The 25,870-nt window shown below is 49.1% G+C and carries 27 protein-coding genes, 5 tRNA genes and 1 riboswitch; of the genes, 16 read left to right on the top strand and 16 right to left on the bottom strand.

The window, feature by feature from the left end:
• Genes pduM through pduA form a run of 11 tightly spaced genes read right to left on the bottom strand, consistent with a single transcriptional unit; the run spans position 1 to position 8,034 of the window.
• The gene (pduM, locus tag A31E_RS12700) at positions 1-492 is read right to left on the bottom strand and encodes a microcompartment protein PduM (RefSeq protein ID WP_016248860.1); all 492 of its coding nucleotides are present in this window, start codon (positions 490-492) and stop codon (positions 1-3) included.
• Positions 489-1,121 (bottom strand): phosphate propanoyltransferase, encoded by a 633-nt coding sequence (locus A31E_RS12705; RefSeq protein WP_000361033.1) that lies wholly within the window; start codon positions 1,119-1,121, stop codon positions 489-491. The genes pduM and A31E_RS12705 overlap by 4 nt, the downstream gene beginning before the upstream one ends.
• A 2-nt stretch (positions 1,122-1,123) precedes the next feature.
• Entirely contained in the window at positions 1,124-1,546 is a 423-nt protein-coding gene (locus A31E_RS12710; RefSeq protein ID WP_016248859.1) for a BMC domain-containing protein, read from the bottom strand.
• A gap of 23 nt (positions 1,547-1,569) precedes the next feature.
• Positions 1,570-1,845, bottom strand: a complete 276-nt coding sequence (gene pduJ, locus A31E_RS12715; RefSeq protein WP_001057752.1) for a propanediol utilization microcompartment protein PduJ — start codon at positions 1,843-1,845, stop codon at positions 1,570-1,572.
• Between the two features lie 19 nt (positions 1,846-1,864).
• Complete coding sequence (locus A31E_RS12720) at positions 1,865-2,215, bottom strand: glycerol dehydratase reactivase beta/small subunit family protein (protein WP_000444065.1); 351 nt, start codon at positions 2,213-2,215, stop codon at positions 1,865-1,867.
• Complete coding sequence (locus tag A31E_RS12725) at positions 2,205-4,037, bottom strand: diol dehydratase reactivase subunit alpha (protein ID WP_001268904.1); 1,833 nt, start codon at positions 4,035-4,037, stop codon at positions 2,205-2,207. Before A31E_RS12725 ends, A31E_RS12720 begins: the two co-directional genes overlap by 11 nt.
• Before the next feature lie 9 nt (positions 4,038-4,046).
• Entirely contained in the window at positions 4,047-4,565 is a 519-nt protein-coding gene (gene pduE, locus A31E_RS12730) for a propanediol dehydratase small subunit PduE (RefSeq protein ID WP_016248858.1), read from the bottom strand.
• Positions 4,566-4,579: 14 nt separating this feature from the next.
• On the bottom strand, positions 4,580-5,248 hold the full coding sequence (locus tag A31E_RS12735; protein WP_016248857.1) for a propanediol/glycerol family dehydratase medium subunit: 669 nt from the start codon (positions 5,246-5,248) through the stop codon (positions 4,580-4,582).
• Between the two features lie 9 nt (positions 5,249-5,257).
• Positions 5,258-6,922, bottom strand: a complete 1,665-nt coding sequence (gene pduC / locus A31E_RS12740; protein WP_001256922.1) for a propanediol dehydratase large subunit PduC — start codon at positions 6,920-6,922, stop codon at positions 5,258-5,260.
• 18 nt (positions 6,923-6,940) lie between these two features.
• On the bottom strand, positions 6,941-7,753 hold the full coding sequence (pduB, locus tag A31E_RS12745) for a propanediol utilization microcompartment protein PduB (protein WP_000097486.1): 813 nt from the start codon (positions 7,751-7,753) through the stop codon (positions 6,941-6,943).
• A complete protein-coding gene (pduA, locus tag A31E_RS12750) occupies positions 7,750-8,034 on the bottom strand; it encodes a propanediol utilization microcompartment protein PduA (protein WP_001183614.1) in 285 nt (94 codons plus the stop codon). Before pduA ends, pduB begins: the two co-directional genes overlap by 4 nt.
• 513 nt (positions 8,035-8,547) lie before the next feature.
• Here pduA and pduF point away from each other — a divergent pair.
• The 7 genes from pduF to ldtA all read left to right on the top strand — a co-directional run bounded on the left by pduF (position 8,548) and on the right by ldtA (position 14,910).
• Positions 8,548-9,357 carry a propanediol diffusion facilitator PduF gene (gene pduF, locus A31E_RS12755; protein ID WP_016248856.1) on the top strand — a complete coding sequence of 270 codons (810 nt, stop codon included), beginning with the start codon at positions 8,548-8,550 and terminating at the stop codon, positions 9,355-9,357.
• A 202-nt stretch (positions 9,358-9,559) separates the two neighbouring features.
• The gene (gene pocR, locus A31E_RS12760; protein WP_000622053.1) at positions 9,560-10,474 is read left to right on the top strand and encodes a transcriptional regulator PocR; all 915 of its coding nucleotides are present in this window, start codon (positions 9,560-9,562) and stop codon (positions 10,472-10,474) included.
• Positions 10,475-10,562: 88 nt separating this feature from the next.
• A riboswitch (cobalamin riboswitch) is annotated at positions 10,563-10,738 on the top strand.
• Between the two features lie 217 nt (positions 10,739-10,955).
• Positions 10,956-11,390, top strand: a complete 435-nt coding sequence (locus tag A31E_RS12765; protein WP_001516590.1) for a hypothetical protein — start codon at positions 10,956-10,958, stop codon at positions 11,388-11,390.
• Positions 11,391-11,523: 133 nt separating this feature from the next.
• Positions 11,524-12,069, top strand: a complete 546-nt coding sequence (gene cobU, locus A31E_RS12770) for a bifunctional adenosylcobinamide kinase/adenosylcobinamide-phosphate guanylyltransferase (RefSeq protein WP_000973182.1) — start codon at positions 11,524-11,526, stop codon at positions 12,067-12,069.
• Positions 12,066-12,809 carry an adenosylcobinamide-GDP ribazoletransferase gene (cobS, locus tag A31E_RS12775; RefSeq protein ID WP_001516588.1) on the top strand — a complete coding sequence of 248 codons (744 nt, stop codon included), beginning with the start codon at positions 12,066-12,068 and terminating at the stop codon, positions 12,807-12,809. Before cobU ends, cobS begins: the two co-directional genes overlap by 4 nt.
• Positions 12,810-12,833: 24 nt before the next feature.
• Positions 12,834-13,913 carry a nicotinate-nucleotide--dimethylbenzimidazole phosphoribosyltransferase gene (gene cobT, locus A31E_RS12780; RefSeq protein ID WP_016248855.1) on the top strand — a complete coding sequence of 360 codons (1,080 nt, stop codon included), beginning with the start codon at positions 12,834-12,836 and terminating at the stop codon, positions 13,911-13,913.
• 61 nt (positions 13,914-13,974) lie between these two features.
• Positions 13,975-14,910 (top strand): L,D-transpeptidase, encoded by a 936-nt coding sequence (ldtA, locus tag A31E_RS12785; protein WP_000986354.1) that lies wholly within the window; start codon positions 13,975-13,977, stop codon positions 14,908-14,910.
• A 57-nt stretch (positions 14,911-14,967) separates the two neighbouring features.
• On the opposite strand, the gene A31E_RS12790 is transcribed toward ldtA, so the two are convergent.
• Positions 14,968-15,043, bottom strand: a tRNA-Asn gene (locus tag A31E_RS12790).
• A gap of 323 nt (positions 15,044-15,366) precedes the next feature.
• Between A31E_RS12790 and nac the strand changes: the two genes are divergently transcribed.
• Complete coding sequence (gene nac / locus A31E_RS12795) at positions 15,367-16,284, top strand: nitrogen assimilation transcriptional regulator NAC (protein WP_001011486.1); 918 nt, start codon at positions 15,367-15,369, stop codon at positions 16,282-16,284.
• A 100-nt stretch (positions 16,285-16,384) separates the two neighbouring features.
• The gene (cbl, locus tag A31E_RS12800) at positions 16,385-17,335 is read left to right on the top strand and encodes an HTH-type transcriptional regulator Cbl (RefSeq protein ID WP_001010989.1); all 951 of its coding nucleotides are present in this window, start codon (positions 16,385-16,387) and stop codon (positions 17,333-17,335) included.
• A gap of 37 nt (positions 17,336-17,372) precedes the next feature.
• On the opposite strand, the gene A31E_RS12805 is transcribed toward cbl, so the two are convergent.
• Positions 17,373-17,448: transfer RNA gene (locus tag A31E_RS12805), tRNA-Asn, on the bottom strand.
• A 160-nt stretch (positions 17,449-17,608) separates the two neighbouring features.
• Here A31E_RS12805 and yeeO point away from each other — a divergent pair.
• Both yeeO and A31E_RS12815 read left to right on the top strand, forming a co-directional pair.
• Positions 17,609-19,084: a toxic metabolite efflux MATE transporter YeeO gene (yeeO, locus tag A31E_RS12810; protein WP_077627720.1), complete on the top strand. Its 1,476-nt coding sequence runs from the start codon at positions 17,609-17,611 to the stop codon at positions 19,082-19,084.
• Positions 19,085-19,184: 100 nt separating this feature from the next.
• A tRNA-Asn gene (locus A31E_RS12815) sits at positions 19,185-19,260 on the top strand.
• A 92-nt stretch (positions 19,261-19,352) separates the two neighbouring features.
• Here A31E_RS12815 and amn read toward each other — a convergent pair.
• The 3 genes from amn to A31E_RS12830 all read right to left on the bottom strand — a co-directional run bounded on the left by amn (position 19,353) and on the right by A31E_RS12830 (position 22,663).
• Complete coding sequence (gene amn, locus A31E_RS12820; protein WP_001060212.1) at positions 19,353-20,807, bottom strand: AMP nucleosidase; 1,455 nt, start codon at positions 20,805-20,807, stop codon at positions 19,353-19,355.
• 101 nt (positions 20,808-20,908) lie between these two features.
• On the bottom strand, positions 20,909-22,225 hold the full coding sequence (gene shiA / locus A31E_RS12825; protein ID WP_000378543.1) for a shikimate transporter: 1,317 nt from the start codon (positions 22,223-22,225) through the stop codon (positions 20,909-20,911).
• Between the two features lie 348 nt (positions 22,226-22,573).
• Positions 22,574-22,663, bottom strand: a tRNA-Ser gene (locus A31E_RS12830).
• A 93-nt stretch (positions 22,664-22,756) separates the two neighbouring features.
• On the opposite strand from A31E_RS12830, the gene mtfA reads away from it, so the two are divergent.
• From mtfA to A31E_RS12855, 5 genes are all read left to right on the top strand, one after another.
• A complete protein-coding gene (gene mtfA, locus A31E_RS12835; RefSeq protein WP_016248854.1) occupies positions 22,757-23,554 on the top strand; it encodes a DgsA anti-repressor MtfA in 798 nt (265 codons plus the stop codon).
• A 100-nt stretch (positions 23,555-23,654) separates the two neighbouring features.
• A tRNA-Asn gene (locus A31E_RS12840) sits at positions 23,655-23,730 on the top strand.
• A gap of 166 nt (positions 23,731-23,896) precedes the next feature.
• Positions 23,897-25,111: a tyrosine-type recombinase/integrase gene (locus A31E_RS12845; protein ID WP_016248853.1), complete on the top strand. Its 1,215-nt coding sequence runs from the start codon at positions 23,897-23,899 to the stop codon at positions 25,109-25,111.
• A 126-nt stretch (positions 25,112-25,237) separates the two neighbouring features.
• A complete protein-coding gene (locus A31E_RS12850; protein ID WP_016248852.1) occupies positions 25,238-25,555 on the top strand; it encodes a type II toxin-antitoxin system RelE/ParE family toxin in 318 nt (105 codons plus the stop codon).
• Between the two features lie 3 nt (positions 25,556-25,558).
• The gene (locus A31E_RS12855) at positions 25,559-25,867 is read left to right on the top strand and encodes an addiction module antidote protein (RefSeq protein WP_016248851.1); all 309 of its coding nucleotides are present in this window, start codon (positions 25,559-25,561) and stop codon (positions 25,865-25,867) included.
• Positions 25,868-25,870 lie beyond the last annotated feature (3 nt).

Genomic DNA, 25,870 nt, shown 5'->3' with positions numbered 1-25,870 from the left:
TTACTCCTGCCTGATTAACTGAATGTTTCGGGTAATTGCCGCTTCACGCGCAAGAGCGGTCACACAACATTTCCGTTGCAGCACCAGTATTCCCGTGCATAACTGCGCTATGTCGACATAACTTAAAAGTCGACCACGATGAAGGTAGACCGGTTGCCCTTGTTCGTCGCACCAGGTTAACGGTAGACGGGCGAGTGACTTTAATTTGATGGCGTTCAGAAAATGATGCTGCAACGACAATTGAATGTGCATTCCCCAGGCTAACGCCTCGTGAATGTGGCTTGCTGCACGATCTGACGTTTCGTTTTCCGCGAGTTGTCGCAACAACGGCAGATCGACATATTGAATTTGTAACGATGCATACTGATGAACTATCTCGTGAACGCTGGCTTCTCGCAGTTGCGAAACAGTTAGCGCGAGTGTTTTTCCCGCACGCTGTTTCAGGCGAAAAATCACTTCGTCAACAATGTGTTGCATCAGCACGTTATTCATGGCACCGACACCAGCGTAGCAAAAACGTCAGGATTATCAGCGCCTGCGGCGTTGGCTTCGTCGGTATCAATATGCATTTCAAGACGCATATCCGGTGAGACGCGAACGGCAACGTTATCGAATATCAGTCGTCGCTCATCCCCTTCAATGGCGACCGCCACCTTATCACCATGTGTAACGCCATAAATCAGGGCATCAAGCGGAGACATATGAATATGCCGTTGCGCGACAATAACGCCAGAAGCGATTTCCAGCTCTGCAAAAGGGCTTATCAGACGAATTCCCGGTGTGTCGCTGAGATCGCCAGACATGCGTAGCGGAGCGGCGATCCCTAACGTTCTGGCGTCAGTCCGGGAAATCTCCACCTGACTTGAGTTACGTAATGGCCCCAACAAGCGAACGTTGTGTAATTTACCTTTTGGTCCCACCAGCGTAACAACCTGTTCAGCAGCGAACTGACCAGGTTGTAATAACGACTTTTTCTCGCTGATCGGTTGTTCAGGAAAAAGGCGCACATAATCCGCCGTTGAAAGATGAATGTGACGACTGGAGACGCCCAGAGGGATAGGGCGCTCGCGCATCTCATCCAGGACCAGGCTAACAGCCTCCTGCAAGGTTTGTTTATCCATTACTACATCCCTCGCTTATCGGAATGCAGGCAAAGTGAACGGGGTTCACCTTTTTGCCGTTGGCACGCCGGGTCAAGACACAAATTACAACTGATAATTTCTGCGGCGACTGTTGTTGCAGGTGTTTCGCTTGCTTCGACTGTCGCATCCAATGCTTCTGTTGTGCGGGGCAGTATTCCTTCTCCAGGTCGGGCAATCACTTTGTGCGCGACAAGACCATTTCGCTGTCTGGCGAAACTGACGCCTGTTGCGATCGCTGCATTAATCGAGGCGACGTCACCGATAATTTTGATGAGCGTCCAGCCCGAACCATTGGTCTTCTCAAGGCCAACCAGCGTGATGGACGCGGCCTTAGCCATAGCGTCCGCGCAACTGATGGCGAGTGCCAGACCACTGACTTCAAGTAATCCCAGTGATTGCTTCACGCTGTGCTCCTTAGCGAATGGGGTTATGCAGATTTAGGTAAAATGGCCTCAACATCGCTGTGCGGTCGTGGAATGACATGGCAGGATTTCACTTCACCAACGGCGCTTGCTGCTGCGCTCCCCGCATCAACGGCGGCTTTTACTGCGCCGACATCGCCGCGGACCATCACCGTAATCAGACCCGAACCAATCTTTTCATAGCCAACCAGTTGCACGTTGGCGGATTTAACCATGGCATCCGCGGCTTCAATTGCGCCAACTAACCCTTTTGTTTCAACCAGTCCTAGTGCGTTATTCATACAGCATTTCTCCTGTGGATTATGGGTGGTATTCCCTGAAGGGAATGCCTTTGACCAGGCGGGCGGCGTTATTGCCGATGCTACGCCGGGCATAGTTATCTTGTTGATACATCAGCGTAAACAACGGTGCTGATGCCGGTAAATTTTTGTAATGTACAATCAGTTTTTCCCGGTCGCAGGCTATGCCAACCAACAGGGGGGACTGACGAGCGGCCTGCCAGGCGCTATCGATCACCTCACCTGACGGGATTTGTTGAATGCTAAAGGGGATCCCCTCTTCTTCAATACCGAAAAGCACCTCATCCCATGCGTTGGTGTAAGCACCGATTACCATGACGACAATGGCGGGGGCTCGTCCTTTACTTTCCATAAGCCGACTCCTTGCGCCAGGCGATGAGTAGCCCGGTAGCTACCGCATTGCGCGGTCCTTCGTTGCCACGGATATTCCCCCGCCCGGCGACCAGTCGATAATGCGCCAACGCATCGGTGACTAACTGTGGTACTTCAAAATCCAGCGAAGAGCCGCCCACCAGCACGACGAATGGAATGTTGCGAATATTTCCACCTGGGCTTACCTGACGTAACGCACGCAGAGCGTTTGTTACGAAGACGCGCTCTTTCGCACTGCGACGAACGGCACGCACTTTTTCCAGTGTTAAATCGCCGGGAATCGGCACCAGCTCGTCGGGTTTCACCACACAAACGCGGGCAAAGACATGAGGGGATAGCGGAGTAGGGAAGAACTGAACGCTGCCGTCTTCATGGCGTAAATGGAACAGGCTTTCTACTTTTGCCAACGGGTACTTTTTGATTTCTTCAGCCAGATAACGATCATTTAAGCCCAGTTCCCGGGCGATAATCATCGTCACCATGTCGCCTGCTCCTGCAAGGTGAGTGGCAATCATTTCCCCTTTCTGATTGATGATGGAGGCATCGGTAGAACCGGCGCCTAAGTCCAGAATTGCCAGAGGGCGCGTTGTCCCCGGGGTAGTTAATGCTCCCTGAATTGCGGCTTCTGCTTCTGCGCCTCCGACCTGAACATCAATATGCAGTTTTTGCTTAATTTCACTGGCGATCATCGCCATTTGCAGGCGGTCTGATTTCACCATTGAGGCGATACCCACTGCCTGTTCCAGTGAAAATTCTCCAGCCAGACCACCGGTTACGCTGACCGGAACAGACGTATCTATCGCCAGCAAATCCTGAATAAAAATTTCGTGGCTGGGTTTATTGGTCAGCACCGCCATGGTCTGGCGAACATGTTCCAGCATTCCGCCGATGTTGGTGCCCGGTTCGCCCGTCACGTTCTCCAGTTTTGGGCACTCACCGACCGCTTTCATAATGGCGTCGGCACCTGCGGCAACATCGACCCGCATTGTGCGCCCGGCAGAAAGCAGCTCAATGTTTCCGGCGGGTATCGAACGAGCTTTAACGTCACCAGACGGTGTTTTCACTACTACTGCTGAACGGTTGCCGATAAGCGCTCGTGCCACAGGAACAATGTTTTGAGTCTCTTCAGCATTGAGGGCAAAAACAGTGGCAATCCCATACGGGTTAGACAGGGTTTCGATAACTTTCCCGGGAACGGCAACTTCAATCGCGGCCAGCATACCGAGTGGAATACGCTCGATATAGAGGACTTCATCAACAATGGGTAAAGGGATTTCCAGTCGGTTACTGACCAGCACGCCATCATCGCGTTGCAGAATTACGCCAGTCAGTTGATATCCGGCACGCACGGAGGCGTTTATCATGGTCGCGATATCGGCAAAATCAAATGCCGATGACACGACCAGGATGTATGGTGCTTCCGCCGGGCGTGTTAACAACTCTTGCGGAGTGATGGTGAGTCCCACTCCCAGACCTACTCCGCCTGGCGTTTTCGGGTTGTGGCCGATCATGGTTGATTCGGTGATGATGGTTTCCGTAATGGTTTCCATCGCTACATCACCAATGACCGGAGTTGCTTCGTTGATACGAATAAGCGAAATATCGCTGACAGTGATACCGACTTTTTTCGTTGCCTGTGCGAGCGCCTCCTGAATACCATGTACGTTACGCAACGTACCTTTGATTCCGGTTGTTTCTGCCAGAGCGCTGCTCACGAACGACAATTCTCCAGACGCACTGAGCGTTGCCAGCGCAACCTCTGTCGATGAATTGCCGATATCAATGCCTGCTATATAGCGCATAGTTCGTCCTTAATCGTCGCCTTTCAGTTTTTTACGCTCGACATAGAGTTCTGCGGCTTCACGGACAAATGCAGCGCAAATTTGGGCTTGATAACGCTGTTCAAGATCGTCGGCAATGGCAATGAGTTCTTGCTTAGTCGAACGATAAGGGCGCAACGCATTGTAGATTTCAAGGATGCGATCATCCGGCACTGAGGTAAGTTCGGCAGCACGTTCAAAATTTACCGCCAGGCGATCACGACCAGCATCTCTGGCAATCTCGGCCTGAATACGCAATGTTTCAGGGGTTATGCGCATATCCTGGGCGGTAACTTTATCGCTGAGTACATTTTCCAGAGTGAAATCGTCGAGCGTTTTATTGGTTGCCGTTTTGACCCATTCTGGGTGTTTATTTGCCAGCGGGTAATCAGTCACTTTAGCGCTCAGTGTTGATGAGTGGGGGGCCGCAGAAACAGGAGTTGCATCCTGTAGACTATTCATACGGTTCAACACGTCCCTGACCATCGACTCAATTGCATCGGTATTCATGAAGGTTTCCTTTGTTAAAACGTCACGCGCAGTTCTTGCGGCTTTTTGCCAGTGACCACGTACTTGGTCTCTTTGATATGCAAAATGGCAGATTTGGCCTGGTATTTCGGCCGCGCCATCTGATCGTTGAGGGTCGGAACGGGTTGTGGAGACTCACGCTTTGCATAACGCGCGGCGTTTTTGCCAATCTGGCGATAGGTTTCCAGCGTCAACAATGGCGCTTGTGGGAACAGCTCCAGGTTAGACAGGGGAGGAAGCCCTTGCTGGTGGATAACTGTGGTGCCTTTCGACTGGATACCAATAGCAATGCCTGAACCACTAAGACGATCGCCTTCGACCGCTACGAATGCGACATCAGACGATTTAAAGCAGCGAATCACTCGGGCTTTAATGCCTTCTTCTTCGATACCGGCAATCACTTCGCGCAAAATGTTTTTATGCGGAATGCCGATAATATTGACGGTCTGCGCCAGGCCAAAAGCCGGGCCTACAGCAATAATGACTTCATCTTGCTGAACACCTTGTTGGGCTTCACCAATTTCGGTCAAAAATTTTCCGCCATCCGGCGCGGAAGTGGCAGTTGCGGCGACAGGTGCGCGAAATGAAACGGACTTGTCGCTGGTTTGCATTTCTGCCAGCACGTCTTCGATGATCTGACGAAGTAATTTCTCGTTAATTTCCATTTCTCACCCTTAGTCAATTTCGTTGGGATCAAGTGCACCGGGAATATTTTTGATCTCTTCCCAGCGTTCCCCTTGCAGGCGATAACCCGTAGCCGGTCCGGCGTAATCATTGACGTCATTGACCGCAGAGAGTACTTGTCCGTCATCGACGATAATGGCTGAGGTATGGAGATAATCGCCGGTCAGTTTCGCTTTTTGCATGTTGAGCATGTCCTGCGCGACATCGGTAAAACCGCCTTGCGCCAGGGCTTTCACCACTTCCAGACTGTTACGGTTTTTATTGATAATTTCTTGGGCAAACTTTATGTCTTCTACGATGTTGCGCTCTGGCATATCTTTCGAACCGTGGGCATAGGTCGCTGCTTCGACTTCTTCATCGGTAATGGGCGGTAATCCCATACCTGCAAAGACAGCCTGTAAAGCGCGTGCGGCTTTATTGCGGATGGCGATAACATCTTCTTCGCGCACCGGTCGCAGGCCGCCATCAACCTTCAGGTCACGTTGAAGGACGTTATAATCATCGAAGTCTTCGGCATCTTCGTTTGAGCCGGCAAACATGTTGTCGTAGTTTGGTACTGCGGAAAAACCGGAAGAGATAAAGTCGGTGCCCGGCAGAAACTGCATCAGGAAACGTGCGGTACGGCGCATATCTGAGTGGGTAAAGGTCTGGTCATTACTGGAGGCGCATTCCAGATCCAACGATGAGCAAATTAAGTTTTCTGCCAGTACTGCACGGATGCCTGACGGCACAGCCGATGGCACGCCGATGCAGCTTACGGAACCGTTTTGCAGACCCTGAACACCCGCGGCTTTGGTGATGTAAATGCAACGTGCCTCAAGATAAAGCATTGATTTTCCTTCCGCATAGCCCATCTGCACTTCAGAACCGGAGCCGGAAGTAAAACGCATTTTTAAGCCGCGAGAAGCATAAGATGATGCGAGAAACCCTTTTGACCACGGTGTATCGTCGCCGTCGGTGAAAACGGGTTCCGTACCGTAGACAGAAATCGTTTCGGCGTAGCAGGTGTGGCCTAACATACCGAGTTTCAGTTCAGTGGCTTCTTCCAGTGAACACTGGGTTAAGACGCCAGGGCGTCCCACCTGCGAACCTACCAACAGGGCGATAGCATTGAAAGGTGCATAACGAGCAACGGCAACGGTGGTTTCCTGTTCGTCAAACCCGCGCCATGCTCCCTCGGCCGCGTCGGCAGCAATTTGCACCGGGTTATCTTTGACGTTGGTGACGTGAGCCTGTTGCGATGGTGTGCGACGGGCGCGCATTTTCTGCATCGCCATCATCATTTCTACCACGTTCATTTGTGAAACAACTTCGACGATTTTGGCGGGCGTCATTGCTGTGGTCAGGGGAACAATATCGCTACGTTTGACATTTGGATCGCACAACATATTGGCAAGTTTGACCGAGCTCATCGCGATGACTTCTTCGGCACGCGCGAGATTGATACCGTAGCGGGCGATAAAGTGGTCGATCAAGTCAAACTGGCTGGCGGGTTTTCCATCCAGCTCGGTGACGATGCCGTTAACAATTTTTATTGATGGTTTCGGGTCGTTCGGGCTTTCCATCGCAATGAAGCCTTCTTCAATCCACTCTTTAACGAAACCATCCTGGTTAACCGGGCGTTTTTCCAGTGCTTCAAATCTTTTCGATCTCATGAATCTGCCTCATGGAATTCAGATGTAGGAAGGGCGATCGTTTTTCGGTGTATCACCGAGAGTCGAAAGCACGGTTTTACCGATTTCGCGAGCGGAGATGACCGCCTGTCGGACAGCGCCGGAGTCACCCGAGATAATCAGAATGACTTCATTACTGAAGCTGGTGCCATGAGCTGGGGAGCTGTATGCCACGACATCCACATTGGCGGATTTCAGCGCAGTATCGGCCATCAGAACACCAACAGCAGCCGGAGCGCCGACAATGACGCCACAAGCGCGGCCCAGTGGTGCGCCAAACGCTTTTTCCAGTGCATAGCTGGCGCGAGCGGTATATTGCAGTTCAAGATGTCCGGCTTCATTGGCGTAGACGTCGCCAAAGGTTCGGTCGAGTTCTTTCAGTGCAACTTCAATACCGCGTTTCACGTCGGAAACATCGTTGCCACCTAAGAGGATTAATGAGCCGTGTCCGGCACCACCTTTGGTATCGCGAGGAAGTTCAATGCTAATAACTTCAGTGTTCGTGGCTTTTACTGCTTCATCCGCGGCCATAATGTGTGGCCCCGCACCAATACGCGCGCCCAGAATGCCAATGGAGCGATAGCGTTTTTCGAGTTTCATCGCGTCCAATAGGGCGCTATCAACATTCGCAATGACCAGACCTACAGTGTCGCCAATAGCGGTGCCAACAAATTCCGTTAACGTGCAGCTTTTTTCTGCCATAGCCGTCTCTCGTGTTTGATGAGTGGTTTTCGGGAGAACCTCATGCTCTGGCGTCGCTACGCGAGCGATGACCTGCGCCATGATCTGTTCGACCAGTTCATTGCTGCTCATGGGTTAATTCCCTTTGGTAAGATTTTTTCGACATCAGTATGTGGGCGGGGAATTACGTGTACGGCTTTCACTTCACCGACGTTACGTGCGGCGGCGGCACCTGCGTCTGTTGCCGCTTTTACCGCCCCGACATCACCACGAACGATGACGGTCACCAGCCCGGAACCTATTTTTTCGTAGCCAACCAGCAATACATTTGCCGATTTAACCATGGCATCTGCGGCCTCTATGGCGGCAGTTAAGCCTTTGGTTTCAACCATTCCTAACGCTTCTTGTTGCATAAAGACCTCGCCTGGATTTTTTGACGATATGACTATAAAAAAAAGCGAGAAAAAAGAATGGCTGACTTAATCATCCGATGAGCAAAATTAATAGAGGGTAAATATTATAAAATTGCCTTAATTATCTATATATTATTAATTTACTGGTCGTTTTCTGGTTTTTTTTAATGTGAATTAATTGCATTGGTCGGTAGATTTAATTTGCACTAATGCTTTGTCGGGTTGGGCTTTGCGGAAGTGAATTGTGATATTTGTTTAAGTTTTATTATATAAGGATGGCAATTTTTTATTGTGGAAATCTGGCAGAGTTGGCGAGCTCAATAGCGATTGTATCTAAGTTGAATACTTTTTGAATGACAATAATTTGCTATATCAACACGATTTTTCAGCGTGCCGGTCATGCATGTTGGCAATATTTTCCCCGGCGCAATTTTTATAGTTGCGCTCGATATACACGACAATCAGTGCACGATTAACTGATAAAGAAACAAACTCCGTAAAGAAGGTGTCACTATGAATGATTCACTCAAGGCGCAATGCGTTGCCGAGTTTTTGGGCACCGGACTGTTCCTCTTTTTTGGCATTGGTTGTTTATGCGCCCTAAAACTTGCCGGGGCAAGTCTGGGTCTGTGGGAAATTTGTATCATTTGGGGGTTAGGTATTTCACTTGCTGTTTACCTTACGGCAGGCATTTCTGGCGCCCATCTGAACCCGGCGGTTACCATTGCTCTGTGGTTGTTTGCTGCTTTTCCTGCCCGTAAAGTGTTGCCATATTGTGTGGCACAATTGGCGGGGGCCTTTGGTGGAGCCGTTCTGGCGTATTTTTTATACAACAGCTTGTTTACCGATTTTGAGTCCACTCACAATATAGTTCGTGGTAGCGCTGAAAGTTTGCAACTCGCCAGTATCTTTAGCACTTATCCGGCTGCCGCGTTAAATGTATGGCAGGCGGCGTTGGTTGAAGTGGTCATTACGTCCATGTTGATGGGGTTGATTATGGCGTTAACCGATGACGGCAATGGCATACCAAAAGGACCTCTTGCTCCTTTACTTATTGGCATTCTGGTTGCTGTTATTGGTGCATCTACTGGACCATTAACCGGTTTTGCCATGAATCCAGCGCGTGATTTCGGGCCAAAAATTTTCACCTGGCTTGCTGGTTGGGGGGAAATAGCGATGACTGGTGGGCGTAATATTCCTTATTTCATCGTCCCCATTATTGCTCCAATCATTGGGGCATGTGTTGGCGCAGCAATTTATCGCTTTCTCATTGCAAAAAACCTACCTGTCAATAGTGTTATACCTAAAGACATCATCGAATAGTGAAATAACATAGCGGTTATAAACGTTTATTTTTTTACTGTTTGTGATCTGCTTTCAGAACTTATTAAAAAGTCTCCCGCCTCACGGAGGCTTTTGTTATTGTCCTTTGTGCTTCTCGTCAGTAAATCATTAGGGATGATGTGAAGATTAAATGTAAAACAATTGTTTTACTATAACAATAAATTAACTGGGAGGTTTTATCATGATTTCTGCGGCGACACTTAATTCAGAACTCATTAATAAAATCGCGCAGGATTTTGCGCAGGCGACCAGCCTTGCGGTTGTCGTGGTTAATATCCACGGTGATGAAATTTCCGAGCTGTTTAACTTCACCTCATTTTGTCAGATGATGCGGCGACATCCTCAGCTTAGCACACGCTGCCGCATGAGCGATCGTTGTGGGGGGCTGGAAGCCTCTAAATCCGATCAACCTTGTATTTATCGTTGCCATGCAGGATTAACCGATTTTTCTATCCCTCTGGTGATTGCCGGGCATTTAGTCGGCTTTGTATTGTGTGGACAAGTCCGCCTGCGTAATGATGATGTCGATTTAGTCGATATTCTGAATGTCGATGATTGTTGGCAGGCAGATCCCGAGTTACTTAATGAATTTCGCAAAGTCCCGGAGATGGATTACTCGCGAGTTATGGCTTCTGCTGATCTGTTGAAGTTAATTGTGGAAAACTGCCTCAAAAAACAACTCAATTTTGTTGTTATTAAAGAGAATAAACCTTATTCGGATCCGCTACGTCAGACTCGCACGCCTAATCCCCACGATAACAAAATGAAAAAAGCATTACGCTATATTGATGCGCATTTATCAGACGATTTGCGCCTGGAAGATGTTGCCTCCCATGTTTATCTCAGCCCTTATTACTTCAGTAAATTGTTCAAGAAATATCATGGGATTGGTTTTAATGCGTGGGTAAACCAACAACGGATGGCCAGCGCCCGCGAGTTGCTGTGCCATAGTGACTGGAGCATCGCCAGCATTGCGCGTAATTTAGGCTTTTCGCAAACCAGTTATTTTTGCAAAGTTTTTCGTCAGACGTATCAGGTAACACCGCAGGTATATCGTCAGCAAATTAGCGAAAATACAGCAGCGGAAACAGCATAAATTGAATGTAAAAAATGAGGGATGACTAAATAGATTCCGACAGTAATAATTAACGTTATTTACGTGTTATGGGAAAAGTGAAATCAGCTCATAACATACGCTGACAGGTTTGGCACATTTGTGCCTGGGAAGTGGGTGTAAATCCCTCGCAGCCCCCGCTGCTGTAATGCTGACAACCCCGAAAATACCACTGATCGCGAGATTGGGAAGGGTGGGGGAGGATGACGCTAAGCCAGAAGACCAGCCTGCCAGTCAATACCAACAACTTCGGTGGGAAGTGGGTTGCCCGGAAGCGTCTGCTTGAGCACTGACGCGTCTTTATACCCCTACCACCCTGAAAGGATCAGGGGATGGCGGCATCATTTAGTTTATTCATCGTAGTGCCGACAGGCATCAGGGCTGCACTCAAGGCGCAGCAATCTTTTTTTATGGTATATCAACCTGACCGTCATTGCAGGAAACCAAGCGGAGGACGGAGGGTATGAAAACGATGAAACCCGAATCGATAGCACTTTTTTGCCTCTCCACTGGTGATATTGAATTGGCTAAACATCTGGCTGAAATGTTGCCAATGACCTGTTTTGTTGGTGAGGACTGGCAGCAAGGTTTTCTGCCTTTTAACGGAGGGCCAGTACAATCGTTGTCAGATGCATATAGCGATTATTCAGTGCTGTTATTGATTGCTGAAAACGGGGCATCCATACCAGAAAGCTTTTCTCATCCTGATGGTGCGACGGTAATCTTAATTGCAGAGCACAATGCCCGTTTGTTGGCCGGTCCGACCGGTGGAGCAGTAGCATTAATCAATTATCTGAATGAGACGTGTCGATGGAGAGAATCTGTTGCTAATGACGCATTTTGTCGGGCGTTTTCACAGGGAAATCAGACTATCTCACAATGCCGTCCTCATTCGTAATGAATTGAGAATACTGGATTTTTATTTTTATTACGCGCAGTATTAATCGAGGGAATGTTATTACGGTCAGCACGGTGGTGTATCCATTGTTCTGGTCAATGAATACCATCATACAATTGAATCAGGAGTCCGTATGATGATTTTAGTGACGGGTGGAGCACGGAGCGGGAAAAGCCGGCACGCTGAGGCGCTTATTGGGAATTCTCCACAGGTTCTGTATATCGCCACTTCGCAAATCCTTGACGATGAGATGGCGGCACGAATTGAGCATCATCGACAAGGCCGCCCAGTGCACTGGCGTACAGTGGAACGCTGGCAACAGCTTGATGAGTTAATTAATGCGGACATTAATCCGCAACACGCCGTGTTGCTGGAATGCATTACGACAATGGTGACTAATCTGTTGTTTGAATATGGCGGCGATAAAGACCCTGACGAATGGGACTATATGGCGCTGGAGCTGGCGATTAATGACGAGATTCAGTCGTTGATTGCCGCCTGTCTATGTTGCCCTGCAAAAGTCGTAGTAGTCACCAATGAAGTGGGAATGGGGATTGTGCCGGAGAATCGCCTGGCGCGACATTTTCGTGATATTGCCGGGCGAGTGAATCAGCAACTGGCCGCTGCGGCAGATGAAGTATGGCTGGTGGTTTCGGGTATTGGAGTAAAAATCAAATGAGTAAATTATTTTGGGCGATGCTCTCTTTTATTACGCGTCTGCCTGTACCGCATCGTTGGTCCCAGGGGCTGGATTTTGAGCATTATTCTCGCGGTATTATTACTTTTCCTTTAATTGGTTTATTACTTGGTGCTATTAGCGGACTGGTCTTCATGGTGTTGCAGGCATGGTGTGGTGTGCCGCTGGCGGCATTGTTTAGTGTGCTGGTTCTGGCGCTGATGACCGGAGGATTCCACCTGGATGGGCTTGCAGATACCTGTGATGGCGTATTTTCTGCTCGTAGCCGCGATCGCATGTTGGAAATCATGCGTGATAGTCGTTTAGGAACCCACGGCGGTCTGGCACTGATTTTTGTTGTGCTGGCAAAGATTCTGGTGTTAAGCGAGCTGGCATTACGTGGTGAGCCGATCCTTGCATCTCTGGCAGCAGCGTGTGCGGTCAGCCGCGGAGCCGCTGCGTTATTAATGTATCGTCATCGTTATGCCAGGGAAGAAGGGCTTGGCAATGTGTTTATTGGTAAAATCGATGGACGACAAACCTGTGTCACCCTCGGTTTAGCCGTTATTTTTGCAGCCGTATTATTGCCAGGTATGCACGGTGTTGCTGCTATGGTGGTGACGATGGTGGTGATTTTCATCCTCGGTCAGCTTCTCAAACGTACTCTGGGTGGGCAGACCGGCGATACGCTGGGAGCGGCCATTGAACTTGGTGAACTGGTTTTCCTGCTGGCGCTGCTGTAAGACAGATAACCCAGGAGAAGTGACATGCAAACACTCGTCGATTTACTGAATACAATCCCTGCTATCGATTCTGCCGCTATGTCGCGCGTACAACGGTATATTGACGGGTTACTAAAACCCGTCGGTAGTCTGGGAAGACTGGAGTCGCTTGCCATACAACTGGCGGGAATGCCGGGGCTGAATGGCACACCTCATGTGGGCAAAAAAGCAGTACTGGTCATGTGTGCCGATCACGGCGTCTGGGATGAGGGGGTCGCTATTTCCCCGAAAGCGGTGACAGCCATTCAGGCTGAAAATATGACACGCGGAACAACAGGCGTGTGTGTGCTGGCAGCACAAGCGGGTGCTAAAGTTCATGTGATTGATGTGGGGATAGATACTGCAGAGCCAATCCCCGGACTTATCAACATGCGTGTCGCCCGAGGTAGTGGCAACATCGCCTCAGGCCCGGCAATGAGCCGCTGCCAGGCTGAAGAGTTGCTTCTGGAAACCATCCGTTATACGCGTGAACTGGCGAAAAATGGCGTAACGCTGTTTGGTGTGGGCGAACTGGGGATGGCAAACACGACTCCGGCAGCGGCGATAGTTAGCGCTATGACGGGACATGATCCTGAAGTTGTGGTGGGTATTGGTGCAAACCTGCCAACAGATAAACTGGCTAATAAAGTGAATGTTGTCCGTCGGGCAATTACGTTGAATCAACCGAATCCACGGGATGGTGTTGATGTACTGGCAAAAGTCGGTGGGTTTGATTTGGTCGGAATGGCTGGCGTGATGTTAGGTGCCGCCTCCTGTGGTTTACCTGTATTGCTGGATGGATTTCTATCTTATGCCGCCGCGCTTGCGGCCTGCCAGATGTCACCCGCTATTAAACCTTATCTTATTCCTTCTCACTTATCGGCAGAAAAAGGGGCGCGTATTGCGCTGGCGCATTTGGGAATGGAGCCTTATCTCAATATGGAAATGCGCTTAGGTGAGGGGAGTGGCGCGGCACTGGCGATGCCCATCGTTGAAGCAGCTTGTGCGATATACAGCAGCATGGGCGAACTTGCTGCCAGTAATATTGTTCTACCCGGAAATACAACTTCTGGATTGAACAGCTAAAAACGGAAAGCCTGACAAAAGCTATACTTATTGGATAACTTTCGCGACTTAGGAAAGGGATATGATGCGTCGTGTAAATATTCTTTGTTCATTTGTTCTGCTTTTTGCCAGCCATCATAGTCTGGCGGTAACTTATCCACTACCTCCAGAGGGTAGCCGTTTAGTGGGGCAGTCTCTTACGGTTACGGTTCCCGATCGCAATATCCAGCCGCTTGAAACTTTTGCTGCGCAGTACGGGCAAGGGCTGAGTAATATGTTGGAAGCGAATCCAGGCGTTGACGTTTTCTTGCCGAAGTCTGGCTCGCAACTCACCATTCCGCAGCAACTGATTTTACCCGACACTATACGTAAAGGGATAGTCGTTAACGTTGCTGAGATGCGTCTTTATTACTATCCGCCAGACAGTAATACTGTAGAAGTTTTTCCTATCGGGATCGGTCAGGCCGGGCGTGAAACCCCGCGTAACTGGGTGACTGCCGTTGAACGAAAACAAGAAGCGCCAACCTGGACGCCAACTCCCAACACTCGCCGCGAATATGCGAAACGAGGGGAGAGTCTGCCCGCGTTTGTCCCTGCCGGACCCGATAATCCTATGGGGTTGTACGCTATTTATATCGGCAGGTTATATGCCATCCACGGTACTAATGCCAATTTTGGTATTGGCCTACGGGTGAGTCAGGGCTGTATTCGTCTGCGTAATGACGATATCAAGTATCTGTTTGATAATGTTCCGGTAGGCACGCGGGTGCAAATTATTGATCAGCCTGTGAAATACACAACTGAACCGGATGGTTCAAAGTGGCTGGAAGTTCATGAACCGCTGTCGCGCAATCGAGCAGAATATGAGTCTGACAGAAAAGTGCCATTGCCGGTAACGCCTTCTTTGCGGGCGTTTATCAACGGGCAAGAAGTTGATGTAAACCGTGCAAATGCTGCGTTGCAACGTCGCTCGGGAATGCCTGTGCAAATTAATCCTGGCGCAAGGCAGAGGTTTTAAAATAACTGCCGAGTGAATAGCAAAAAGCCCGCGTTAAAAGCGGGCTTTTCAGAAATTTGGCTCCTCTGACTGGACTCGAACCAGTGACATACGGATTAACAGTCCGCCGTTCTACCGACTGAACTACAGAGGAATCGTGAGAACGGGGCGAATATTAATGGCGAGGCCTGGGGATGTCAAAGGGGGAAATGCATTTTTTTGTTCGTTTGCTGCCAATTTCAACAAAGCGATGAACTTTCAATCTTTTTAATCATGTTCCATCGTGGTGCATATCACCCTTTCATGGGGCATGGGACATTTGCTCTGTAAAAAAGAGCAAGGGCAAAACAATCATAATCTCTTATTTGACAGGCTATTAGCTTTAGTACCAGCGGAAAAATGAAACTGGCAAGTATCTTGCAATCTGGTTGTAGTAATGTCGGCACTTGGGCTGACTTTTAAAAAACCGGAGGCACCATGAACTTTAGACGCCTGAAATACTTCGTAAAAATTGTAGACATTGGTAGCCTGACCCAGGCTGCTGAAGTATTGCATATAGCACAGCCTGCGCTCAGTCAGCAGGTTGCTACGCTGGAAGGAGAGCTGAATCAACAACTTTTGATTCGCACAAAACGAGGCGTTACACCGACAGACGCCGGAAAAATTCTCTACACCCATGCGCGGGCAATTTTACGTCAGTGTGAACAGGCCCAACTGGCGGTACATAACGTAGGACAGACATTATCGGGTCAAGTTTCGATTGGCTTTGCGCCTGGGATCGCCGCGTCATCTATCACCATGCCCTTATTACAGGCGGTTCGCGCCGAATTTCCAGAGGTGGTTATCTATCTACATGAAAATAGTGGTGCTGTTCTTAACGATAAACTTATTAATCGTCAGCTTGATATGGCGGTGATTTACGAGCATTCCCCTGTGTCAGGCGTATCCAGCCAGGCCTTGTTAAAAGAAGATCTGTTTCTTGTCGGTACTCAGGATTGTCCTGGGCAAAGCGTTGATGTTAATGCTATAGCGCAAATGAACCTCTTCCTTCCCGGCGATTACAGTGCAGTAAGACTTCGTGTCGATGAGGCTTTTTCCCTACGGCGACTCACAGCTAAAGTTATCGGTGAAATTGAGTCTATCGCCACACTTACCGCCGCGATTGCCAGCGGTATGGGCGTTGCAGTATTGCCGGAATCGGCCGCGCGTTCGTTATGTGACGCTGTTAACGGTTGGATGTCACGTATTACCACACCTTCAATGAGTCTCTCATTGTCATTAAATTTACCCGCCAGATCGAATTTATCGCCACAGGCGCAGGCAGTGAAAGAGCTTCTGTTGTCAGTGATTAGTAATCCAGCCATGGAAAAAAGACAATGGCAATTGGTGAGCTAAACGTTATATCCGAATGGAATAAGATGCAGGTTTTTATTATTTGTTATGCCGGGCATTAGACTCTAACAATAGTGGATGTCTGATATGCCCGGAGTTTACCGTGAATTTCCAACAGCTAAAGATAATCCGCGAGGCTGCCCGTCAGGATTACAATCTGACAGAGGTCGCGAATATGCTCTTTACCTCACAGTCTGGTGTCAGCCGTCATATTCGAGAGCTGGAGGATGAACTTGGTATAGAAATATTCATTCGTCGGGGCAAACGGCTTCTTGGCATGACTGAACCGGGCAAAGCGTTACTGGTTATTGCAGAACGTATTCTGAATGAAGCCAGTAATGTTCGTCGGCTTGCCGAGCTGTTTACCAACGATACGTCTGGCGTACTCACTATCGCAACGACGCATACTCAGGCTCGCTACAGCTTGCCGGATGTCATTAAAGTCTTTCGCGAACTTTTCCCGGAAGTGCGACTCGAGCTTATCCAGGGAACGCCACAGGAAATTGCCACATTGCTACAAAATGGCGGCGCTGATATTGGCATAGCCAGTGAGCGTTTGAGCAATGACCTCCAACTCGTCGCCTTCCCCTGGTTTCGTTGGCATCATAGTTTGCTTGTTCCTGTTAATCATCCTTTAACAAAAATTACGCCATTAACGCTGGAATCAATAGCGAAGTGGCCGTTGATCACTTACCGGCAGGGGATTACAGGCCGCTCGCGTATTGATGATGCATTTACCCGCAAAGGTTTGCTGGCAGATATTGTATTGAGCGCCCAGGATTCTGATGTCATCAAAACCTACGTCGCTCTTGGGCTGGGAATCGGATTAGTAGCCGAACAATCCAGCGGTGAACAAGAGGAAGAGAATTTAATTCGTCTGGATACTCGCCATCTTTTCGATGCCAATACTGTCTGGTTGGGGCTGAAACGAGGGCAACTGCAGCGTAACTACGTCTGGCACTTTCTGGAACTGTGTAACGCTGGATTGTCGGTTGAGGATATTAAGCGGCAGGTGATGGAAAATAGTGAAGAGGTAATTGATTATCAGATATAACAAAAAGCCCGCTATCAAAGCGGGCTTTTCAGAAATTTGGCTCCTCTGACTGGACTCGAACCAGTGACATACGGATTAACAGTCCGCCGTTCTACCGACTGAACTACAGAGGAATCGCTGTTGGGGCACATCTTAACGGCGAAAAATATTTTGTCAAACCCGATTTTTAAAAAACCTAACTGTTTGCCGTTTCTATCAACAGTTTGTTGCATTTGCAGACAATTTGACAGCGAAAATCTTTGCAGCTTTGCTGATTCTCCCTCATTATTTGAAATGTGGTTTCACTTTCTGCAATTAGGGTCGGCTTTGAATATCTCCTCTGCTTTACGCCACACTCGCTGGCACGCAAAACGCAAGAGTTACAAAGTGTTGTTCTGGCGTGAGATAACTCCGCTTGCTGTTCCTATCTTTATGGAGAATGCCTGTGTCCTGTTGATGGGCGTCCTGAGCACTTTTCTGGTCAGTTGGCTGGGAAAAGATGCGATGGCGGGCGTAGGGTTGGCTGATAGCTTCAATATGGTCATTATGGCCTTTTTTGCCGCTATCGATCTTGGTACTACTGTCGTTGTGGCATTTAGTCTCGGTAAACGTGATCGACGGCGAGCCAGAGTAGCGACACGGCAATCATTGGTAATCATGACGTTGTTTGCCGTGCTGTTGGCTGTTCTTATTCATCATTTTGGCGAGCACATTATCGAATTTGTTGCAGGTGATGCCTCGACGGAAGTGAAAGCACTGGCGCTGACTTATCTGGAGCTAACGGTAATCAGTTATCCTGCGGCTGCTATCACCTTGATTGGCAGTGGGGCACTTCGCGGTGCAGGGAATACGAAAATACCGCTGCTTATAAACGGCAGCCTGAATATTCTTAATATTATTATTAGCGGTATATTAATTTACGGTCTTTTTTCCTGGCAGGGATTGGGTTTTGTCGGGGCTGGGCTGGGATTAACTATTTCCCGTTATATTGGCGCAATTGCAATTTTGTGGGTACTGGCGATTGGTTTTAACCCTGCGCTACGGATCTCGTTAAAGAGCTATTTTAAACCTTTGAATTTCAGCATTATCTGGGAAGTAATGGGGATCGGTATTCCTGCGAGCGTTGAATCTGTATTATTTACCAGTGGCCGGTTATTAACACAAATGTTTGTCGCCGGGATGGGAACCAGCGTTATTGCCGGGAACTTTATCGCTTTTTCGATCGCGGCTCTTATCAATTTACCAGGAAGTGCACTCGGTTCAGCCTCCACAATAATCACCGGTCGAAGACTGGGGGTAGGGCAGATAGCGCAAGCAGAAATTCAGTTGCGGCATGTTTTCTGGCTGTCCACTATTGGACTAACGGCAATAGCCTGGTTGACTGCCCCTTTTGCCGGAGTTATGGCGTCGTTTTATACCCAGGATCCACAAGTTAAACATGTCGTTGTGATTCTGATTTGGCTAAACGCTTTGTTTATGCCTATTTGGTCCGCCTCATGGGTGTTACCTGCTGGTTTTAAAGGTGCTCGTGATGCACGCTACGCCATGTGGGTTTCTATGCTGAGCATGTGGGGATGCCGCGTGGTTGTGGGTTATGCGCTGGGAATTATGCTTGACTGGGGCGTGGTTGGCGTCTGGATGGGGATGTTTGCCGACTGGGCCGTGCGTGCCGTGCTGTTTTACTGGCGGATGGTGACTGGGCGTTGGCTATGGAAATATCCTCGCGCTGAACATAAAAAGTGTGAAAAAAAGCCAGTTGTGTCGGAATAAACGGCAAAACGCAGAATATTTCAGCAAACGCTTTCAAAATTAAAAAACAGGCTTTGACATTGTGGATGGGCATAGTTAATATTCGCCCCGTTCTCACGATTCCTCTGTAGTTCAGTCGGTAGAACGGCGGACTGTTAATCCGTATGTCACTGGTTCGAGTCCAGTCAGAGGAGCCAAATTCTGAAAAGCCCGCTTTGATAGCGGGCTTTTTGCCTTGCTACTTATCAAATCCTTCACATTTTTTCCTGACGCAAAGGATCTGAACTCATTACCGGAACGGCGGCTCATTAAAGGTTCGCAGTTTACGCGAATGCAGTCGATCGCCTTCCGCGCGCAGCAAATCTATCGCCCGAATGCCAATTTGCAGGTGCTCGGAAATAGCGCCTTCGTAAAAACGGTTAGCCTGGCCGGGAAGTTTAATCTCACCATGCAACGGCTTATCTGAAACACACAGTAGCGTCCCGTATGGCACGCGGAAACGATATCCTTGTGCTGCAATGGTTGCACTTTCCATATCAATCGCCACGGCCCGGCTTAAGTTAAAACGCAGTGCAGAAGCCGAGTAGCGCAGCTCCCAGTTTCTGTCATCTGTGGTTACCACAGTGCCAGTACGTAACCGCTGTTTAACTTCCTCACCCGGTCTACCGCTGACCAGCTTGGTCGCGTCATAAAGCGCACGTTGCACTTCAGCAATGCTGGGAATAGGAATATCGGGCGGCAGAACCGCATCGAGAACGTGGTCATCGCGTAAATAAGCATGCGCAAGTACATAATCACCAATAGACTGGCTTTCACGTAATCCACCGCAGTGACCAATCATTAACCAGACATCCGGGCGTAGCACCGCCAGATGATCACAGATGGTTTTTGCATTTGACGGCCCCACGCCAATATTCACCAGAGTGATGCCCTGACCATCAATAGTGATTAAATGCCAGGCGGGCATCTGGTGTTTTTTCCATGCGAGGTCGGAAATTGCTTCTTCAGGTGCTTCTGTTTCGGCAGTGATCCAGTTCCCGCCAGCGCAAGAAAGTGCAATATAAGGGCTTTCAGGATCAAGGATCTGGCTGCATCCCCAACGAACGAATTCATCCACATAACGTGTGTAGTTGGTAAACAAGACGAACGGCTGAAAATGTTCGACAGGTGTGCCGGTATAATGGCGTAACCGCGCGAGGGAAAAATCTACCCGGCGTGCATCAAAATGCGATAACGGAGAAAATTCCGCCGGATGATAAATGCCGTCTGCAGTTTCATCGCCAATTTGTGCCAGCTCTGTTGTCGGGAAATAACGCGTTAGCCCGGCGCTCATTGAGCGATCAAGCGTTAACTCGGAGCCATCAATGACATAGGGGTAGGGGATTTCATGCTGTGACGGTTGCACGGAGATATGCGCGCCATAATCCTGATACAACAAAGTAAGTTGTTCATTGAGATACGAACGAAAGAGAGCAGGGCGTGTGATGGTGGTGGTATAGCTGCCAGCGTGAGTAAAGCGACCGAAAGCGCGTGTTTTGGGGGGATTGGTTGTGCTGCCGTCCCAGGTCACGGTCAGTGATGGATAGACAAAAAGACCTTGTTTGCGGGCGTTTTCATCAGGCAATTCGCCACTTTTAATATATTTGCCAATGGCATTGCGTAAAGCGACTACAGATTGCTCATACAGCGCGTCGAGTTTATCCAGTGCCTGAGCTGGGGTCAGACCGGAGCCCTTATTATTCATGTGTGTCTCCTGTTCCATACAATTACCGCGTTTCCGATAGTATGTCACAGGAATGTGAAACAAAAGTGGAAGGCGAAGATCGAATGATCTTCGCCATACCCTCAGGCGCGTTGATTGTCTTTCATCAACAAAGCAGTTATTGCGGAAATCAGGCATCCTGCCAGCAAATAAATGGCGACGCTATGCCAGTCTCCAGCAAAATAAGTAATGAGAGCTGCAGCAATAAAAGGTGTAAATCCACCCCCTACCACACTGGCAACCTGGTATCCGACCCCCGCGCCGCTGTAGCGATAACTGGCACCAAACATCTCGGTGAACATCGGTTGTTGCACACAAACCACCATGTCATGCGCAATGTTCGCCAGCATAATGGAGAAGAAAACAATCCAGAAAATGGACTGTGCCTCAAGCGCCATAAAGAAAGGAAACGCGCTTAACGCTCCAATTAACGCGCCAGTGATATACACCCTACGGCGGCCAAAACGGTCGGCAAGCCAGGCAAAACAGGGAATTGTCAGACAGCTTAACCCACCCACCAGCAAACCAATATTAAGGAACAATTCGCGCGGTAACCCCATATTCTGGGTTGAATAGTTAAGTGCAAAGGCGGTAACGATATACATTGTCAGCAACTCGCACAGGCGTAGTGCAATAATCTTCAGGAAAGCGCCGGGATGTCGTAACAGGGCTTCGATAACCGGGATACGCTTTTGCGCGGTCACTTGATTATGTTGCTGTTGTTCAAATTCAGCGGACTCCTCCATGCCATTACGCACCCACAATGCGCCCAGCACCAGTATGATGCTAAACAGGAAAGGGATGCGCCAGCCCCAGCTCAAAAACTGCTCATCAGTAGTCATCATGCTGATCAGTGAAACCAGTCCGGTTGAAAGTAGTAACCCTACACCGTAACCAACTTGTACGCCGCTGCTGTAAAAGGCTTTTTTATTTTTCGGCGCGCTTTCAACAGACAGCAATGCAGCGCCTCCCCACTCTCCGCCGACGGCAAAACCCTGAATGGCACGCAGCGTCACCAGTAAAATCGGTGCCCACCAGCCAATAGTCGAAAACGAAGGGAGAATACCAATCAAAGCTGTTGCGATGCCCATCATCCAGACGGTCAGCATTAACATGCGTTTACGTCCCAGACGGTCGCCAAAATGGCCGAAAATGACACCTCCGAGCGGACGGAAAAGGAAACCGACCCCAAAAGTAGCAAATGCGGCGAGCGTTCCCATTGCCGGGCTTATTTGCGGGAAAAACTCGCGATTAAACACCAGTGCGGCGGTAATGCCATAGAGTAAAAAATCGTACCAGTCGACGACGGCACCGGCGAAACTGCCTAACGCAGCTCGTCGGGCGCGACTTAACGAAAGCGTGCCTTCATCGGGACGCGTGGAGATGAGCGTGGAGTCCATAATGTTCCTGTTTGTACTGTCTTTTTATAATTAGTATGGAAAAGGTAACTCACATTGCCGTCGAACTATAAACGAACCTTATGAGACTACCGCGACAGAGAGCATCTGCAAATGTTTTTATGTCAGAAAATGACTATGGGGGACGGGTAGGGGCATCACTGTAATGTGCGGAAACGAAACAGAATTGTGGGTTCAGGCGCGTATTAGAAATTCAAAAACAGCGAGAAAAATGTGATTGCTAAAGTAGTGCAGGTTACTTACAGGCGTTATTTTTCGCGGATGAATTTTTCGAATTTTCTCAATGGGATTTGTGTCACTGACATGGGGCGGACTAGCTGTTTGAATGATTGGCGGAGAGAGGGGGATTTGAACCCCCGGTAGAGTTGCCCCTACTCCGGTTTTCGAGACCGGTCCGTTCAGCCGCTCCGGCATCTCTCCGTTCAGATTGTTGCCATGATGCCAGGAAATTTGGCATTTTAACAGTCTCTGTCCGTGCAATTTTGTTCAAGTGACGAGTTTGCGAGCAAAACGATGATTAAGTGGCCCTGGAAAGTACAAGAAACCGCCCATGATGATGCAATTCCGTGGAAGGAAGCTTTGGCGATACCTCTTTTGACATGTTTGACTGAGCAAGAGCAAAACAAATTAGTCACTCTGGCTGAACGTTTTTTGCAACAAAAACGGCTGGTTCCTTTACAAGGCGTTGAACTTGATGCATTGAAAAGTGGTCGCATTGCCTTGCTGTTTTGCTTACCTGTTATGGAACTGGGACTGGAATGGCTGGATGGATTTCATGAAGTGTTAATTTACCCGGCACCATTTGTGGTAGACGATGAATGGGAAGACGATATAGGGCTGGTTCATAATCAACGTATTGTTCAGTCAGGTCAAAGCTGGCAGCAAGGTCCCATCGTGCTGAATTGGCTCGATATACAGGATTCTTTCGATGCCTCGGGATTTAATCTGATTATCCATGAAGTTGCACATAAACTGGACACCCGAAATGGCGATCGCGCCAGTGGCGTCCCCTTTATTTCTTTACGCGAAGTCGCGGGCTGGGAACACGATCTTCACGCTGCGATGGATAACATTCAGGAAGAAATTGAGTTAGTGGGGGAGAATGCCTCCAGCATCGATGCTTATGCTGCCAGTGATCCTGCCGAATGTTTTGCCGTGCTTTCCGAATACTTTTTTAGTGCTCCGGAGCTTTTTGCGCCTCGCTTCCCCTCGCTGTGGCAACGTTTCTGCCAATTTTATCAGCAGGAACCACTGCAAAGACTGCGAAATGCTAATGAAAGGGACGCATATTCAGCACCAGATGTTCATTAAATATCAATTTTGTTGCTTAATTAACCGATTGAAATGGCTTGTGAATTTTAGTGTTGACACTCGCTGCACCACTCAGTAATATTCGCCTCGTTCTCACGATTCCTCTGTAGTTCAGTCGGTAGAACGGCGGACTGTTAATCCGTATGTCACTGGTTCGAGTCCAGTCAGAGGAGCCAAATTTTAGTCTTGAGATATCTCTATGAGTCTCAAGATAGTTAAAAAACAAGAACTTATCTTTACCCGGTTGTCTCGCAAGAGGCTGCCGGGTTTCTTGACATCCATGGTTTTTGGGGGCCTAATCAGGGGCCTCACGGTTCGGTGAGCAAACGGAGCCCCCACGCTATGGCATTAACAGACACCGCTATTCGCAAGATCAAACCCTCTGACAAATCCTTCAAAATGACAGACAGTTCTGGACTGTACCTGTTGATCAAACCTAATGGCTCAAAACTCTGGTATATGAAGTACCGCATCGACGGCAAAGAGAAAAAGTTAGCCTTTGGCCCCTACCCGGAGATCTCGCTGTTGCAGGCGCGCCGTTTGCGGGAGGCCGCACGCAATAACATTCATGCAGGCGTCGATCCCGCCGCTGTTAAGCAAACGGAGAAACAGAAACGGAAAAACGGGCAGACGTTCAGCCAGATCGCCACCAACTGGCATGGCGAGCATAAACGCTGGTCTGAGCATTACGCGAAAACCGTGATGCGTCGGCTGGAAATGTACGTTTTCCCGGATATCGGGGATCGCCTTATCGGGGAAATCGAAACGGAGGATTTGTTGTTCACGCTGCGTAAGGTGGAGAACAAAGGCTTTCTGGAGATCACCGCCCGGCTGAAAAGCTACGTCACCGACATTATGCACTACGCGATGAAAAAGCAGTTGCTCAAAGCGAACCCGGCACTGTATCTGGATGGTGAATTTGCCACGCCAGAAACCAGTCACTACCCGGCCCTGTCGCTGGACAAACTGCCAGAGCTTCTGTCCAGGACGGATAGCTACTGCGGCAGGCTGCTGACAAAATATGCCCTGAAATTGTCGCTGATGTTTTTTGTGCGTTCCAGTGAGCTGCGTTTTGCCCGCTGGAGTGAAATCGACTGGCAGCAAAAACTGTGGGTGATACCGGAAGAACGCGAGCAGATCGAAAATGTGCGCTTCTCTTATCGCGGTTCGAAAATGAAAATCCAACATATTGTGCCGCTGTCGGATCAGGCGATTGCGATACTGAAACAGATCGAGGCTCTCTCCGGGCATCTGGCCTTTATTTTTCCCGGTGAGTACGACCAGGACAAGTGCATGAGTGACAACACCGTGAATAAGGCGCTGCGGGTGATGGCGTGCAGTGCGCTGAGTGAATCGGGATTATGGAGCAAAGAAGCCATTGAAAAGCAGATGAGCCACCAGGAAAGAAACAGCGTGCGTGCAGCTTATATCCACAAGGCTGAATATCTGGAGGAACGGATCGAGATGATGCAATGGTGGTCCGATTATCTTGATGCAAACAGTGACGGGTATGTTTCGGCTTACCAGTATGCCCGCCGTCTGAAACAGGCGTCGTAAGTCAACACAGTATTGAAGGGGGGAAAAGGTATATTCCCCCTTCAATACACCTCAAATGTCGATTCTGACTGTAGCTTTTAAACTAAACTCACTGGATAAAAAGTAGCTTTTAAGCTACTATCTTCTATGAAAACGATAAAAACCTACATAACTGCCGACGGGCGGGATCTGTATGCAGAGTTTTTTAAAGGGTTACGCGACCCCATCGCGAAGGCAAAGATCGCTTCCCGGATCAACCGGATGGCTTCAGACAATTTTGGCGATCACAAACCCTGCCGGGAAGGTGTCTGGGAACTCAGGATAGATCAAGGGGTTGGGTATCGGGTTTATTACAGCCTGGTGGAGAGAGAAGTCGTCCTGCTGATTCTGGCTGGCGACAAGCGCACGCAGGATGCAGATATAGATGAGGCTATTCGCTGCCTCAAAGACTATTTAAAGAGGTGATGTATGGCGAAAGAACGTTTATATGATGATGTCATGGTGGAGGCGCTCAGAGAAGATCCGGCTTTTGCTCAGGCCTATCTGCATCAGGCATTTCTTGATATGGATGAAGATGGCGGTCAGGAGGCTTTTTTACTCGCATTACGCCACGTTGTTGAAGCGCGGGGAGGAATGGCGACGGTTGCCCAGAAAGCCGGGGTATCGCGTGAATCGCTGTACCGCACACTCTCCCCGACCGGCAACCCGACACTGAAAACACTGCGCAGTGTTGTCCACGCCGCAGGTTTTCAGTTCTCGGCACTGGCTAGTGCCTGAGTA

Origin of the sequence: Escherichia sp. KTE159, assembly GCF_000408805.1 — a bacterium.
Classification (GTDB): domain Bacteria; phylum Pseudomonadota; class Gammaproteobacteria; order Enterobacterales; family Enterobacteriaceae; genus Escherichia; species Escherichia marmotae.
Note: the sequence above shows the minus strand (reverse complement) of the source record. Positions and strands in the feature narration are given on the sequence as shown.

Excerpts from the sequence above, each read along its gene's own strand:
- pduF (WP_016248856.1), top strand. The coding sequence starts at position 8,548 with ATGAATGATTCACTCAAGGCGCAATGCGTTGCCGAGTTTTTGGGCACC.
- cobT (WP_016248855.1), top strand. The coding sequence starts at position 12,834 with ATGCAAACACTCGTCGATTTACTGAATACAATCCCTGCTATCGATTCT.
- pduB (WP_000097486.1), bottom strand. The coding sequence starts at position 7,753 with ATGAGCAGCAATGAACTGGTCGAACAGATCATGGCGCAGGTCATCGCT.
- pduM (WP_016248860.1), bottom strand. The coding sequence starts at position 492 with ATGAATAACGTGCTGATGCAACACATTGTTGACGAAGTGATTTTTCGC.
- A31E_RS12845 (WP_016248853.1), top strand. The coding sequence starts at position 23,897 with ATGGCATTAACAGACACCGCTATTCGCAAGATCAAACCCTCTGACAAA.
- pocR (WP_000622053.1), top strand. The coding sequence starts at position 9,560 with ATGATTTCTGCGGCGACACTTAATTCAGAACTCATTAATAAAATCGCG.
- A31E_RS12735 (WP_016248857.1), bottom strand. The coding sequence starts at position 5,248 with ATGGAAATTAACGAGAAATTACTTCGTCAGATCATCGAAGACGTGCTG.
- shiA (WP_000378543.1), bottom strand. The coding sequence starts at position 22,225 with ATGGACTCCACGCTCATCTCCACGCGTCCCGATGAAGGCACGCTTTCG.
- amn (WP_001060212.1), bottom strand. The coding sequence starts at position 20,807 with ATGAATAATAAGGGCTCCGGTCTGACCCCAGCTCAGGCACTGGATAAA.
- pduA (WP_001183614.1), bottom strand. The coding sequence starts at position 8,034 with ATGCAACAAGAAGCGTTAGGAATGGTTGAAACCAAAGGCTTAACTGCC.
- ldtA (WP_000986354.1), top strand. The coding sequence starts at position 13,975 with ATGATGCGTCGTGTAAATATTCTTTGTTCATTTGTTCTGCTTTTTGCC.
- cobU (WP_000973182.1), top strand. The coding sequence starts at position 11,524 with ATGATGATTTTAGTGACGGGTGGAGCACGGAGCGGGAAAAGCCGGCAC.
- pduJ (WP_001057752.1), bottom strand. The coding sequence starts at position 1,845 with ATGAATAACGCACTAGGACTGGTTGAAACAAAAGGGTTAGTTGGCGCA.
- A31E_RS12720 (WP_000444065.1), bottom strand. The coding sequence starts at position 2,215 with ATGGAAAGTAAAGGACGAGCCCCCGCCATTGTCGTCATGGTAATCGGT.
- yeeO (WP_077627720.1), top strand. The coding sequence starts at position 17,609 with ATGTGGTTTCACTTTCTGCAATTAGGGTCGGCTTTGAATATCTCCTCT.
- cobS (WP_001516588.1), top strand. The coding sequence starts at position 12,066 with ATGAGTAAATTATTTTGGGCGATGCTCTCTTTTATTACGCGTCTGCCT.
- A31E_RS12725 (WP_001268904.1), bottom strand. The coding sequence starts at position 4,037 with ATGCGCTATATAGCAGGCATTGATATCGGCAATTCATCGACAGAGGTT.
- A31E_RS12850 (WP_016248852.1), top strand. The coding sequence starts at position 25,238 with ATGAAAACGATAAAAACCTACATAACTGCCGACGGGCGGGATCTGTAT.
- pduE (WP_016248858.1), bottom strand. The coding sequence starts at position 4,565 with ATGAATACCGATGCAATTGAGTCGATGGTCAGGGACGTGTTGAACCGT.
- nac (WP_001011486.1), top strand. The coding sequence starts at position 15,367 with ATGAACTTTAGACGCCTGAAATACTTCGTAAAAATTGTAGACATTGGT.
- A31E_RS12705 (WP_000361033.1), bottom strand. The coding sequence starts at position 1,121 with ATGGATAAACAAACCTTGCAGGAGGCTGTTAGCCTGGTCCTGGATGAG.
- mtfA (WP_016248854.1), top strand. The coding sequence starts at position 22,757 with ATGATTAAGTGGCCCTGGAAAGTACAAGAAACCGCCCATGATGATGCA.
- A31E_RS12855 (WP_016248851.1), top strand. The coding sequence starts at position 25,559 with ATGGCGAAAGAACGTTTATATGATGATGTCATGGTGGAGGCGCTCAGA.
- pduC (WP_001256922.1), bottom strand. The coding sequence starts at position 6,922 with ATGAGATCGAAAAGATTTGAAGCACTGGAAAAACGCCCGGTTAACCAG.
- A31E_RS12765 (WP_001516590.1), top strand. The coding sequence starts at position 10,956 with ATGAAAACGATGAAACCCGAATCGATAGCACTTTTTTGCCTCTCCACT.